Below are 13,320 nucleotides of genomic sequence, written 5' to 3'. Positions count from 1 at the left end.
TCCTCCGTAACGCCAGCCGTCTTACACGTCAGCTCGTAAAAATCACACCCACGCTGTATGCGGGGTTCTCCCGAGTGGTCTGACTCATGGGCCTGCTCCACACGACCTTGGCATTCTGCATCTGGGGGGCCTTGCGGTTGGTTGACCGAATCACCAGGGGGGTCTCGGGAAGATAGGGGCAGGTGCTCCGAAAGCAGAGCCCTTTGTCCGTGCAGTCCAGAAGATCGGCATCCATGTAGTCACCGGCCGGGGGCCTGGAGTACTGAATCGTTCCGGGAATCTGCATGCGCTTGTTGTGCCTCTCATCCGTGAAGACATTCATACGACACCTCCGTCCTCCTCATAGAAAAGGCAGGTATACCGGACAGCAAGGGGAATCGCCATCAATAGGGACCGTCTTCGCCCGCAACCTCTGCGGGCCGGGCTTAACACTGCAGACTGTGTCCATCACACCTGTACTCCATGCATAACGGCCGAATGCAGGGATTTTTCATCCGTCGCATCATCTGCCGTGGTCACCTTATCCCGAGTGGGCGTAAGGGTCCCCGCCGTATTCGACGTGCATGGGAAGTCGCATGGGGTGCGACATCATGATAGGGGCGCATGGGAAACGCGCACACGCAGGGTCATGGGATCATCGTGGGGGACCTGCCGGAAAAAACAAAGCAAGGGGAAAGCCATCATATATAACGTAAGTGAATCAGGCGGGATCAAACCCATAGAAAAAGGGATGTGTCTGTCCTGTCGCACACCTGCCTCTATGAAAGAAAGTATACCATACCCCAACCGGGGTCACAAAAGATTCTTCGATTTTTTCAGTACGTTGAAAACGACCCAGACAGTATAAGCACGCCCTGCTATCAGAGCCCCTCCACGGCCTCACGAACCCCGAGAAAAGCCTCCTCCAGAGCATCCACCCCCGCAAGGGCCTCGGCTTCATGGCCGGTCTTCAGGACAAACTCCAGCTCCCGGGCCATGGCGAACAGAAAGGTGGCGGAGATGTTGGACGACGCCCCCTTGATGGCATGCACTTCATGGGCGGCCCGGGAGTAATCCCCGGTGCTGACCATGGCACGGATCTCCACCAGACGGTCGGTGTAGAGGGCCACGAACTTCTCCACGATGGAGCGATAGATCTCATGGCTGCCGCCGATGCGCTCAACCCCCTCTTCGACATTCAGGACCGGCAGGGAGCCTGAGTCCCCGGAAGCCTTAGGAGCCTTTTGGGGCGTGGGATCATAGGACGAGACGGCCTCGTGCACCGCGTCACCGGAGGCACGGTTCATGTGCAGGGCGAGGACCTCCATCAACCGCTCCCGGTCGATGGGCTTGGGAATGTAGTCGTCCATGCCCGCTTCCAGACACGCCTCTCGGTCCCCTTCCATGGCATGGGCGGTCATGGCGATGATGGGCACCCGTGTAAACTTAAGCTCGTTGCGGATGATCCGCGTGGCCTCCATGCCGTCGAGTTGCGGCATTTGCATGTCCATGAGGATGGCGTCGTAGGTCTTCTCCTTGACCCGTTCGATGGCCTGAAGGCCGTTTTCGGCGATCTCCACCCGGATACCGGAAAAGGTGAGGATCTCGGTGGCCACCATCTGGTTGATGCGGTTGTCCTCCACCAAAAGGACCGTGGCCCCTTCCACTCCACCGAAATGACCGGAAAGGCCCGACGACTCGGCAAAGGAGAGGTTGCGGGAGACCACGGCCTCCCCAAAGGTCTCCATGATGGCGTCAAACAGGGTGGAAGGCCTCAGGGGCTTGGTCACCACCCGGTCGATGCCGTACCGGATTTTCCCGTCGAGGCTGGCGCCGACGCTGAAGGCATCGAGAAGAATCACCCGGGTACGCCTGCCCTCCTCTCGGGCCAGGGTCCGGGCCAGGGCCACCCCGTCCGTATCGGGCAGGTTCATGTCCACAATGAGAAGGTCGATGCCGTGGGTGCCCCCTAAGCGGGAGAGGGTTTCCTCGCCGGTCTCACAGCTCTCCACCCCGAACCCGAAGGAGCCCAGCATCCGCTCCAGCACCCCTTTCAAGGTCACGTTGCCTTCGGCCACCAGCACCTGCATGGTGCGAAGGTGACTCGGCATGTCAAAGGATGATGCCGCGGGTGCGGACGTATCCCGGGCCATGGGTGCCGTAAAGGTAAAGGAGCTGCCCTCCCCCGGGGTGCTGGCGACCTTGATGCTTCCCCCCATCATCTCCACGAGACGCTTGCAGATGGCCAGCCCCAGGCCCGTGCCCCCGTATTTCCGGGTGGTGGAACCGTCCGCCTGGGCAAATGCGTCGAAGAGGACCGCGCTGGTCCCTGCGTCCAGGCCGATGCCCGTGTCGGCCACCTCAAACATCAGGGTCACCTCCGCCTCGCTCTCCCGGGTCACGGTGATGCGCAGGGTGATCTCCCCTTCTTCGGTGAACTTCACGGCGTTGCTGGTGAGGTTCACCAGCACCTGCTGAAGGCGCAGGGGATCCCCCACCAGGCGATCGGGGAGCCCTTCACCAAGGTCGATGATGAACTCCAGCCCCTTTTCATTGATCTGGTCCAGGAACATGGAGGAGATGTTCTCCACCAGGCTGCTGATATCAAAGGGAGTGGCTTCAAGGTCCAGCTTGCCCGCCTCGATCTTGGACAGGTCCAGAATGTCGTTGATGATCCCCAAAAGCGAGCGTGCCGACGTGCGGATGATATCCAGGTACTCACGCCGCTGGTCCCGGGTGATCTCTTCGTTCAGCGCCAGGTCGCTCATGCCGATGATGGCGTTCATGGGGGTCCGTATCTCATGACTCATGTTGGCCAGGAACTCGGTCTTCACCCGCGCGGACTGGTCCGCCGCCTCCTTGGCCTGGGAGAGCTCGTCGTTCATGCGAACCAGCTCCCGGGTCCTGGCGTCCACCCGGAGCTCAAGCTCGCCGTGGATCTCCCGGAGTTCCCGGGCCACCTTTTTCCGCTCCTCGATCTCGGCGCGAAGGTTTTTGTTGATGGTGGCCAGCTGGGCGGTGCGCTCCTGAACCCGGTGCTCCAGCTCCAGATTGGCCTGACGCGCCTTCCATCGTTCGTTTTCAAGCTGGCAGGAGATGCAGAAATTCTTACGGTTGAAGTACTCGAACATATAGCTGGAGGCCATCCCAACGACATTGGCGGTGACGAAAAAAAAGTTGTTGTTGATCACCACTTTTACCGGGACGTCCGAGAAGAAGAGGGCTGCTGCCGTATAAAGCCCTGTGAGGAACCAGCAGGAGATGCTGGCCCAGAAAAACGAAAGGCGGCCGAAACCGTAACCGAACATGAACACCAGGATCAAGCCGGGGAAGTAGGTGTATCCCACCGGGGAAGGGGCCCGAATCAACATCATGATGATTCCCGTGCCCCCGGTCAGGAGAACCGCCACCAGGAGCGGCTGCTGAATGCGGGCGAACAGCCGGGTAAAGGAGACACAGAGAACCAGCACCACCACCGGCAGAAAAAACGCGAACCGGATCATAAGAAACGTCGGCAGCAGCTCCGGCACCTGCACCACATCCATAAACCCGAAGAGGATATAGAAAATGGCGGCAAGGACCAGCACAATGCGAACCTGCCAGATGTACTTCTCGTGATCCCTGGCCAGGTAAGCCTCTTCAAGCTGGGCGTCCTCGCCGGAAAATGTAAGTGTAATGGGATTTACTTTCATGCAGCCACTGTTTTAGCTGAATTCCGGAAGGCACCGGAACCCCGGGAGAACAACCAGTTTCACAAAAGCGTGCGAAGGCACCGACCCATGAACATTGACCATCCCAGGCGCCCCGGACACACCGCCTGCAGACACGCCAAAGCCACTCACGCGTCCACGGGTTCTGCCCATGGCGAGATCAGACGCCTGCCCGTCACGCGGTACGCAGCAGCAAGACTCGTTCACAGGAGATGTGTAACATGCGGATCCAGGGGGGATCCGCCTGCCCTGCGGACGCTGATCAAAGGAAACTTACCTGAAAAGGTATGGCATATGAGACAGGTTATTTCAAGAGAGATCAACTATTCGGGTCTCTCCGGCGGCCCCTCTGCCACCCCGTCCCAACGGCATACGGGCGTTACCCGGTATGGCCAGTGAAGGCACACCCGACTCGTGACATGTCCGGGACGGGGCCAGGCTTTCATCGGCCGCCATCCCCAGCGATTCTGGAGAGAGCCCCATGGCCAGCCCCAGCAGCTGGGGATAGACCACCGGACGGGGCAGCCCCTCTTCGGCGTCGGCCGCTCCGGCAAACTGCAGGTGGCAATACGGGCACCCCGTGGCCACGAGTTCTCCCCCGGCCTCACCGACGGCCCGGAGTTTGTTCACCGTCATTTTTATGGAGAGGGCCGAGTTGATCCCGTTGAGGGGAGCCCCGCAACAGTCGAACTTCCTCGCGTAATCGATGCTCTCCATGCCGATGGCCTTGACAAGCAGGTCAAAAAACTCCGGCACGCCGGTCTCGTTGAACTCATTGATGTTGCTCGGCCTCAGCAGGTGGCATCCGTACTGCACCCCTGCCCGTACCCCGGTGAGGGGGGCGACCACGCGCCGGCGGATGGCATCCAGCCCCACCTCGTGGCGCAAAAAGGAGAGAAGGTGGGAGACCCGCACCACCCCGCGGTAGGCCAGCCCCTCACGCCGCAAAATGGCGTTGACTTCGTCCCTTAAGCGCAGGTCCTGATTCAAGGCGTTCTGGGCGTGCTTGAAGCTGCCGTAGCAGCACTTGCACATCACCAGGATATCGCGCCCCGCCTTCTCCGCCAGGGCCAGGTTCCGTGCCGAGGACAGCAGGTAGATCTCCCTGTCGGTGTTGCGAAGCGGGTACCCGCAGCAGTTGAACCCGACAGAATCGGTGTAGTCCACCCCAAAGGCATCCAGGACCGCGGTGGTGGCGTCCCGGTATTCGGGCAGGCGTGAGGGGATGGTGCATCCCGAAAAAAGTGCATAGCCCATGATTCTCTATCTCCTCAAACCCGAGCGATGCCCCGACGCAAGGGACCGGCCCTCGCCGGTTCGCCGGTAGGCCCGGTTTTTCAGTTCATAAAAAAGGTCCGTCACGCAAACGCCTTGGGGGCACGACTCCTGGCACTCGTAACAGGTCAGGCAATTCCAGAGCATGGGCGCCCCTTCAGCCATCTCATTCTCCCCGAGTTTCAGGGCTTGCACCACCTGATGGGGCAGCAGCCCCAGCTCCTTGCGGGGGTCTGCCACCGCCCCGGCCACGGGACAGACGCTGGAGCAGCCCCCGCACTGAAAGCAGGCGTCAATGCCGAAGGGGGCCAGGGACCGGTCCGCGGGCTGTCCCCCCACACGGATCACCCGGGAAGGGTCCGAAAGGTCGTCAAATCGACCGGCAAGGCGCTTCTTGGCTGGCTCAAGTCGCTGGCTGTCCACCCCGCCCTCCTCCATGCAGGAGCCAAAGGATAGGGGAGAGAGAAACATGGGGTCACCCTTGCCCGCGTGGAGCAGGTCCCCTTTCATGTGCTGCCAGAGGCTCGGCAGATCAATGCCTGCGGTGCAGACCCGGCCGCAGTTGCCGCAGTCCGTACAGAGGGTCACCCCCTGCCGTGCCCGGTCAAACTCCTCCCCGGAGAGCTCTCTGTGCCCGGCCCGCCCTTTGAAAAAGGCAAGCTTCTCAGAAGGGAGCACCAGGGAGTTGCCCGTGATCTCATAGGCCGGGCGCACCGAGCAGTGCTGGCTGCAGGTGCCGCACCGGGTGCAGGCATCCAGGGCCAGGGCCCGCCGGATGGCAAGGGCCTCTTTGCCGCCCTTTTTTCCGGTGACGGCGTTGACGATAAGCACCATGGGCGTGGAAAACATATGAAACATCTTTCCGTAGGGAATCCATGCCAGAAAAAGCACGCAGCTTATGTAGTGAACCCACCAGAAAAAGGTCACCGCTCCGGCCCGGTCCAGGCGAACGGCCGTCTCCGTGCCGAGGCCCGTGGCCAGGGGGTAGCCGGCCACCGCCCACCGGGAGTCGGCATGGCACTCCATGCAGCTCTCTTCGTGAATGGCCTGGCCCAGCTCCAGCTGCAAGGGGTCCGGGGAGCCCCTGTGCCCGGGGACAGCCACACCGAACTCTTTCTCCCAATAGGCCTCAAGGGCGGCAATGTCCTGCTCATCGTCCAGCATGCCGTACTCATCCACCATCTCTTCGAACACGGAGTGGGACGAAATCTTCACCGCCTCAAGGAACATCCCTGAAACAACGATAACCGCAAGAATTGCGATGGCACCGTAGTCCATGCCGTTTGAGACCAGCCCCTTGCGGCGCATCATCACCCGGCGTCCCACGGCCATGGCAAGCCCTGCCAGCACCAGGAGCCCGAAGGCATCCCTCAGGAAAAAATAGGGGTTCACCGTGGCATAATAGTCTGGAAAAAAACGCTCGCTGACGGCCTCTTCAAAGCCGTGCATCAGGGTCAGCCCCATGAACCCGACAAAAATGAGCATGTGCATGGACCACCGGTACCCATCGGCCTTGAGGACCTGCAGCTGCATCACCCCGTGCCTGAGGCACTGCCAGGCCACCTGGAGCAGGACACGCCCCTTCCTGAGCCCGCCGACGCCCCTGGCAAAGGCCTTAAGGCGCGCAAACGGCCCGGCACCCTCGACCCTTCCCCGTGAAAGGAACCAGACATCACGGGTAAACCAGGCCGAAACCCGGTGCATGCAGCCCAGGGTAAAAAGGGCCACGGAGAGATAAAGCATCCATGTGTCCATAAAGCGTCCTTTTCGTCTGCGGGTTGTCGTCAACAATCCTCGGGGGTCATTGCCCCGGGACCCGAGGAAAAAACCGTACCGCGCCCCCCCGAGGGAGGCATTCACGAGAGCCCTTGCAAGCATGATGCCACCGCCCCGACACCCCATACAAACACACATAAAAACAGACCATTACACCCCCAACACCATTTCAATGAACCACCCAAGCCCCCATGGCGAGTCTCGAAAAAAGGACCCGCGCCAGATCACCGCGCAGGCAAAACGTCGTGCCGGGCCTTTCGGGAATCACACGGTAGGTACACGCTCAATTGTCCCAGGGATAGAGGTACAGATTCCGGCTGATTTTTTATGCGAGCATGTGTATTGCCTTTGCAGGCTCCATCGGTTATACATTCAACCTGTTGCCAGCGTGGGACCCGGGGCAAAAGGGGCCCGAAGCCCAGTCTTCGGCACCCCATAAAGCCATGGCACCGCGCCGCAGAAGCGGACAGGAACCCGGGAGCGTTTCCATGGAGACGAGCCCCTTTCCAACGCTTTGTTTACGCGCCCGACAGTTTTTGGATCAGCGCACCACCTTTATTATCCTTGGATATCGACCCATGATACGAAAAGCCACCATTCAGGACATCAAACAGATTCACGCCCTCCTCTCGGAATACGGAAACCGCGGGGAACTCCTCTCCCGCCCCTTGAGCGAGCTCTACGACCATGTGAGGGATTTTTTTGTGTATGAGGACCGGGAAGCGGGAATCATCGGATGCGGGGCCCTGCAGTTCTGCTGGGAAGACCTCGCTGAGGTGCGCTCCCTTGCCGTCCACCCCGATCACACCGGCAAAGGCATCGGCAAGATGCTGGCCCAGAGTGCCCTGGACGAGGCCGTGGCCTTCGGTATCAAGGATATCTTCACCCTCACCTACCGGCCGGGATTCTTTGAAAAGATGGGTTTCGGCATCATCGACCGGTCGGAACTCCCCTTAAAAATCTGGAGCGACTGCATCACCTGCGTGAAGTTCCCGGACTGCGATGAGATCGCCATGCGCCGCCACCTGGATGAACACCGAAAATAAAAATCCGTGTAACTATTCAGCTTATGCTTGCCTCCGGCGGCCCTGCCGGGGGCCAAACTTTTGAAAAGTTTGACAAACAGGCTTTGACAGCGTTGCCATGAATCCCAGCGATTCTGACTGTTCTGACCTTTCTACCGAAAAGTTTTTTGCGGAGCTTTTTTTCAAAAAAGCGACCCGCCGGAGGCAAGCTGAATAGTTACAAATCCGTTTCCATATAAAAAAAACGCCCCGTCGACAATCTTTGTCAACGGGGCGTTTTTTGTTTGTGGGTATCGGAAACCGGACCCTTTTCCGGGCCGGAATCAGGTGTAGACCACGTTCACACTCAACAGGGGGTATTTCCACACACCGGGCTTGGGCATGATCAGCTGATTGCAGATGGTGGTCCAGGCCGTCTCCGCCTTGATGGCACGGATCTTCCCGTCCTGGGGAGGCCTGGCCGGCGGGGTGTGATCGTAGTCCACGCGGAGGATGCAGACCCCGTCCTTCTCCTCGTAATCGATGACATAATTGCTGGTGAAGGTCTCCAGGTTCATGGAGTTCTCCTCGGACACCTCGAGCATCTCCTGGAGGGTGAACCGCACCAGAATGTAACGGGAAATGCCCCGCTCGGAGAATCGCAGCACGGAGCGCGACTCGCTGCTGGAGACGTAAACCGTTGAAATGGAGTTGAGCCGCTTCAGGTACTGGGCCGCCACACTGGCCGCCGTGCGCCGCCCCCCTGCCATGATGGGCAGGCCGTACATCTCAAAAAACTTCTTCTGGATATCCTCGGCGGTCTTGTCGCCGCGTTCATAGAGATCCTTGATGATGTAGCGAAGATCCTTGCCCATCTCTTCGGCGGCCTCGGAAATGGGCCAGTCGATGCGCACGTGGTAGTGGGAAAGGGCGTAACGGTCCGTGGCACGGGAGACCGGGTCTCTCTGGATAAGCAGGGCATAATCCACGGGAAGCATCTTGCGAAGCAACCCGCTGAACCCGATGGAGTCCAGGTACTTCCAGCCGCGGTCAAACTCATCGGAAAGGTCCAGGACCCCCGAGGCGATGAGGTTGCTCTTCACCGTCTTGTTGACATCGAAAAAACGGATGTACTTTTTATAGGACGCGGGAAGGGTGTCCTCGATGAAGATGATGAGAAAAGCGTTGTGCTCCTCATACTCCTGGCCGGGAATACGCGCCCTCGGTTTGAGCTCTCGCCGCTCGACAAAGGGGTAATCCATGTTGTTTTTCTTAAAATTATCGTACGACTCCACCAAGCCGTATTGCAGGACAAACTCATCCAGATCGTCCCGCAGCACTTCGTAATAGACGCGCCTCAGTTTGTGGGCGCGGCTGAGCTCTTCCCTGTAGCCCCAGTATCCCAAAGGACCCCCCGTCAAAGGTGTATCGCCCGTCCCCGCCTCGTTGCAGGGTGAGCGTCGTTCATGTAGTGATCCGCAACAACGTGTTGTCCGAACGCCTGTGACTCGGCAAAGATCAACGGACACGTCCCCGGACGCATAAGCATAATTGAGGTGGCAGTGGTGTCAGCGACTTGTCAACACGGCAGACAAAGAGGCCGGAAACGAAGGGAACGCAAGGGAGGCGAAAAGGCAGATCGCCCACTCGGCGCGACTGTGGCCCCCTGACCTAACCTGCTGAATTCTTTCTGTGTAGGGAAGCCCCTGCAGGTACGCAACGCGCGTTCAGAGCCCTTGAAGTGCCGGAGCAAGTCCTGTGATCCGAAGTTTTAGCGGTTCATGGCTGGACACATCACAACATCTTGTACCATGTTTCCTGGGGAGGGTCAACTGGATTGCGCACAGAACTGAACGTATAGGCTGCTATTTCAGCGTGTTTTAAAGCCCTTTCCGTCCAACAAAAACGGCCCCGGCTTCAGCAAGGAAGCATCGGGACCGTTTATTTTCGCGCATTATCGCTTAAAAATGGTGTTTTTCAGTGACAGGCATGGCAACCAAATGCCACCTTTATCCCTCAAGGTAGGTCACGCCGGGCAAAGGCTTGCCCTCCATGAGGGTCAAAAAAGCACCGCCGCCGGTGGAGACATAGGAGACCTTATCCACGGCACCGGCCATGTGAAGGGCCACGTCTGTATCGCCCCCGCCCACCACGGTCAGGGCGTCGGCATCGGCAACGGCGGCCACCAGCCCCAGGGTTCCCTTGCTGAAGGGTGCCATCTCAAAGGCCCCCATGGGACCGTTCCAGACGATGGTCTTGGCCTGGGCCACCACCTGGGCGTAGGTTTTGACGGTTTCCGGACCGATGTCCAGCATCATGGTGCCGTCGGGGATGGAATCCACAGGCACCGCCTCGAAGTCGGCCTCGGCGCTGAACTCTTTGGCCACCAGCCCGTCTTCGGGCAGGTACAGGGGAATCCCCTTTTCCCGGCAGGTGGTGATGACGGCGCGGGCGTTTTCCAGCATCTCGTCTTCCACCAGGGAGTTGCCCACGGAGAGCCCCTGGGCCTTGAGGAAGGTGTTGGCCATGGCACCGCCGACGATCACCTTGTCCACGACATTGAGCATGTTGGTGAGAGCCCCGAGCTTGCTGGAGATCTTGGCGCCGCCGATGATGGCCACCAGGGGCCGTACCGGAGCCCCCATGGCTTTGTTGTAGAAATCAATCTCCTTTTCCAGAAGGAGGCCTGCGGCCTTCTCGGCCACCTGCTCGGTGATGGCGGCCACCGAAGCATGAACCCTGTGGGAAACGGAAAAACCGTTGTTGATATACACATCGCAAAGGCGGGCAAGCTTGGCTGCAAAGGCCGCGTCGTTGGCCTGCTCTTCATCGTAGTAGCGCAGGTTTTCAAGGAGCAGAACCTCACCGCCCTTCATGGACGCCACCATGGACTCCACCTCGTCCCCCACGCAATCCGGGGCCATGGTCACCTCACGGCCCAGCAGGCCGGAGAGGTGCTTGGCCACCGGGGCCAGGCTCATCTCGGGAACGCGCTTGCCCTTGGGACGGCCGAGGTGGGAGGCCAGGATCACCTTGGCACCCTGCTCCAGGGCGTAGGTGATGGTGGGCAGGGAGGTGCGCACGCGGATGTCGTCGGTGATGTTCAGCCCGGCGTCCATGGGCACGTTGAAGTCCACACGGATAAAGACCCGTTTTCCAGTAATGTCCAGTTCCTTGATTGTCTTCATCAATATTTGTCCTTAAATAGAAATTGAATGGAAAAAGCGACCCGGCGAGCCGTGGCGTCACCGAAAAGGTGCTTTATGCTTTTCCTTTTTTCCCTTTGCCGGCCAGGGCCTTCTTCCTGGACCAGCGAGCCAGAAAGGAGAGGTTCCCGGCGTCATAGGCCCTGTCGATGCGCTCTTCACGCACGGTATCCGCCTCGGGGTCGGACGACAGGGCAGACCGCAGGCACGGGGTCTTGTGGGGGCAGGCCATGCAGCGCTCCGGGGAGTGGCGCAGGCCGTCCCCTCCCAGGGGAAACACCTCCTCCATCACTCCGTAACACACAGGCTTTTTGGGTTCGTCGCTCACAACAGGCAACTCCTTATGGTTCAGGGCTCGGAAGCCACCGCCTCGGCCTCCCGGACGAAGCGGTCAATGTAGCCGTGTTCGGCAAAACTGTAATGGCCGGAGGCGCCGATAACCAGATGCTCATGGACTGTGATACCCATGACCTGCAAGGCGCCCACCAGCTTTTTGGTCACGCGGATGTCCTCGCCGGACGGATCCGGCTCCCCGGAGGGGTGGTTGTGGGCGAAGATCACGGCCGCCGCCTTGTGGGAAAGGGCCGAACTCACCACCTCCCGCGGGTAGACCGCGCTGGAGGTAAGGCTCCCTTCAAACAGCACGTCTGATGCCACCACACGGTTCTTGGCGTTCAGGTACACCGCCACAAAACACTCCCGCCGACGGTGACCGATGGTAAGGGTCAGGTAGTCCATGAGCTCCCGGGAGTTGAGAATCCGGGGCTGGTGGATCATCCGTTCCTCCAGGTAACGGCCCGCCACCTCCTTGATGAGGCGCAGGCCGAAGAGATTCGTGGCACCGATGCCGGGAATCGCTGTGAGTTCCCTGTCCTCGGCCTCGAACACCGCCTGAAGGGACCCAAAGCGCTCAAGGGCCGCCTTGGCCGGTCCCTTGCAATCCCTCCGGGGCGTTGCCAGGGTCAGGAGCAGCTCCACCACCTCGTAGTCGTGAAAGCCTTCAAGGCCACCTGCAAGAAAGCGCTCCCGCAACCTCTGCCGATGCCCCTGCCGGTCATCCGTCTCCCCTGTCGCCATCTTAAAACCCTCCTCAAGTCCGCACATGCTCAAGGGCCCTCGTCCCTCGGGCCTGTCACATGTGCTGACGGGCTGCGCCCGTGTAAGCCTCCGGCGGCCCTGCCGGAGGCTCAACTTTTAAAAAGTTTAACAAACAGGTTTAAACATCCTTAAAGGTGGCTCAGCTTGCAGCCAATGGCATTGCCTTACAGATCCATCTCGTTTTTCAGATCCCGGGTCATGAGGCGACGGATGGACTCCGCCGGATCCCGGCCGTCAAAGAGGATATGGTACACCTCGTTGCAGATGGGTAGCTCCACCCCCAGTTTGTGGGAGAGGTTGTAGACCGAACGGGTGGTCTTCACCCCTTCGGCCACCATGCGCATCTCGTCCAGAATCTGATCCAGGCTCATGCCCTGGGCGATCTTCATGCCCACGGTGTGGTTACGGCTGAGATTCCCCGTACAGGTAAGGATGAGGTCCCCCACCCCGGCAAGGCCGGAAAAGGTCAGGGGCTCGGCACCCATGGTCAGGCCCAGGCGCTTCATCTCGGTGAGCCCCCGGGTGATCAGGGCGGCACGGGGGTTCAGGCCTGCGTCCATGCCGTCGCACATGCCTGCGGCAATGGCGATGATGTTCTTCATGGCCCCGCCGATCTCCACGCCGATGGGGTCGTTGTTGGCGTAGACCCGGAACACGGGGGAGGCAAAAACGCTCTGGACGGTCCGCGCCACTTCGGGATCCTTGCCGGCAACGGCCACCACCGTTGGGACCTTGGCGGCCACCTCTTTGGCAAAGCTGGGGCCTGAAAGCACGGTGATCTGTCCTTCGGGAACCTGGGGAAGGCACTCGGCCAGAACCCCTGTCATGGTGAGGTGAGTCTTGTTCTCAATGCCCTTGGAGGCGCTCACCACAATGGTCTTTTCATCCATGAAGGGAGCCATCTCCGTGGCGATGTTCCGCATGTGATGGGAGGGCACCACCACAAGGACCAGGTCCTTGCCGCCCACGGCCTGCTTGAGGTCACAGGTGGGGGTGATGATGTCGGGAAGCGTGGCACCGGGCAGGAACACCTTGTTCTCACGATCCCTCAGAATCTGATCCCTCACCTCCTCTTCAAAAACCCAGAGATCCAGCTCAAATCCATTTTCCGCCAGCAGAAACGCCAGGGCCGTCCCCCAGCTTCCGCCGCCGACAACCCCGATCTTCATTGTCTTGTTGTCCATACAGTCCTTATCTGTTGCTTGTATCGCCCCGTCGATCCGTCGTCGCCCGCGTTTTCGTGCGGACGGAGCATCCAGAAAGCCCTCCGTG

The 13,320-nt window shown here is 59.9% G+C and carries 10 protein-coding genes; 1 reads left to right on the top strand and 9 read right to left on the bottom strand.

The features are described from left to right. Positions 1-28 precede the first annotated feature (28 nt). From MSL71_RS12015 to MSL71_RS12000, 4 genes are all read right to left on the bottom strand, one after another. On the bottom strand, positions 29-322 hold the full coding sequence (locus MSL71_RS12015; RefSeq protein WP_180140560.1) for a hypothetical protein: 294 nt from the start codon (positions 320-322) through the stop codon (positions 29-31). Between the two features lie 538 nt (positions 323-860). Beyond that, positions 861-3,671, bottom strand: coding sequence for a hybrid sensor histidine kinase/response regulator (locus MSL71_RS12010; protein ID WP_180140558.1), 2,811 nt, complete (start codon positions 3,669-3,671; stop codon positions 861-863). Positions 3,672-3,998: 327 nt separating this feature from the next. After that, a complete protein-coding gene (locus MSL71_RS12005) occupies positions 3,999-4,946 on the bottom strand; it encodes a CoB--CoM heterodisulfide reductase iron-sulfur subunit B family protein (RefSeq protein ID WP_180140556.1) in 948 nt (315 codons plus the stop codon). Positions 4,947-4,952: 6 nt separating this feature from the next. Then, positions 4,953-6,719 carry a 4Fe-4S dicluster domain-containing protein gene (locus tag MSL71_RS12000; protein ID WP_180140554.1) on the bottom strand — a complete coding sequence of 589 codons (1,767 nt, stop codon included), beginning with the start codon at positions 6,717-6,719 and terminating at the stop codon, positions 4,953-4,955. Positions 6,720-7,318: 599 nt separating this feature from the next. Between MSL71_RS12000 and MSL71_RS11995 the strand changes: the two genes are divergently transcribed. Next, entirely contained in the window at positions 7,319-7,786 is a 468-nt protein-coding gene (locus tag MSL71_RS11995; protein WP_180140552.1) for an N-acetyltransferase, read from the top strand. A 302-nt stretch (positions 7,787-8,088) separates the two neighbouring features. Here MSL71_RS11995 and MSL71_RS11990 read toward each other — a convergent pair whose 3' ends face one another. From MSL71_RS11990 to MSL71_RS11970, 5 genes are all read right to left on the bottom strand, one after another. Beyond that, the gene (locus tag MSL71_RS11990) at positions 8,089-9,150 is read right to left on the bottom strand and encodes a hypothetical protein (protein WP_180140549.1); all 1,062 of its coding nucleotides are present in this window, start codon (positions 9,148-9,150) and stop codon (positions 8,089-8,091) included. Positions 9,151-9,753: 603 nt separating this feature from the next. Further along, positions 9,754-10,932: a phosphoglycerate kinase gene (locus tag MSL71_RS11985; protein ID WP_180140547.1), complete on the bottom strand. Its 1,179-nt coding sequence runs from the start codon at positions 10,930-10,932 to the stop codon at positions 9,754-9,756. 73 nt (positions 10,933-11,005) lie between these two features. Then, positions 11,006-11,278 (bottom strand): hypothetical protein, encoded by a 273-nt coding sequence (locus tag MSL71_RS11980; protein ID WP_246317773.1) that lies wholly within the window; start codon positions 11,276-11,278, stop codon positions 11,006-11,008. A 20-nt stretch (positions 11,279-11,298) separates the two neighbouring features. Beyond that, positions 11,299-12,027 carry a RadC family protein gene (radC, locus tag MSL71_RS11975; RefSeq protein WP_180140545.1) on the bottom strand — a complete coding sequence of 243 codons (729 nt, stop codon included), beginning with the start codon at positions 12,025-12,027 and terminating at the stop codon, positions 11,299-11,301. A 185-nt stretch (positions 12,028-12,212) separates the two neighbouring features. Continuing rightward, positions 12,213-13,232: an NAD(P)H-dependent glycerol-3-phosphate dehydrogenase gene (locus tag MSL71_RS11970; RefSeq protein WP_180140543.1), complete on the bottom strand. Its 1,020-nt coding sequence runs from the start codon at positions 13,230-13,232 to the stop codon at positions 12,213-12,215. Positions 13,233-13,320 lie beyond the last annotated feature (88 nt).

The organism is Desulfoluna butyratoxydans (assembly GCF_900699765.1).
Classification (GTDB): domain Bacteria; phylum Desulfobacterota; class Desulfobacteria; order Desulfobacterales; family Desulfolunaceae; genus Desulfoluna; species Desulfoluna butyratoxydans.
Note: the sequence above shows the minus strand (reverse complement) of the source record. Positions and strands in the feature narration are given on the sequence as shown.

Bases quoted from the DNA above. Each gene is read 5' to 3' on its own strand.
- MSL71_RS12015 (WP_180140560.1), bottom strand. From the start codon at position 322: ATGAATGTCTTCACGGATGAGAGGCACAACAAGCGCATGCAGATTCCC.
- MSL71_RS12010 (WP_180140558.1), bottom strand. From the start codon at position 3,671: ATGAAAGTAAATCCCATTACACTTACATTTTCCGGCGAGGACGCCCAG.
- MSL71_RS12005 (WP_180140556.1), bottom strand. From the start codon at position 4,946: ATGGGCTATGCACTTTTTTCGGGATGCACCATCCCCTCACGCCTGCCC.
- MSL71_RS12000 (WP_180140554.1), bottom strand. From the start codon at position 6,719: ATGGACACATGGATGCTTTATCTCTCCGTGGCCCTTTTTACCCTGGGC.
- MSL71_RS11995 (WP_180140552.1), top strand. From the start codon at position 7,319: ATGATACGAAAAGCCACCATTCAGGACATCAAACAGATTCACGCCCTC.
- MSL71_RS11985 (WP_180140547.1), bottom strand. From the start codon at position 10,932: ATGAAGACAATCAAGGAACTGGACATTACTGGAAAACGGGTCTTTATC.
- radC (WP_180140545.1), bottom strand. From the start codon at position 12,027: ATGGCGACAGGGGAGACGGATGACCGGCAGGGGCATCGGCAGAGGTTG.
- MSL71_RS11970 (WP_180140543.1), bottom strand. From the start codon at position 13,232: ATGGACAACAAGACAATGAAGATCGGGGTTGTCGGCGGCGGAAGCTGG.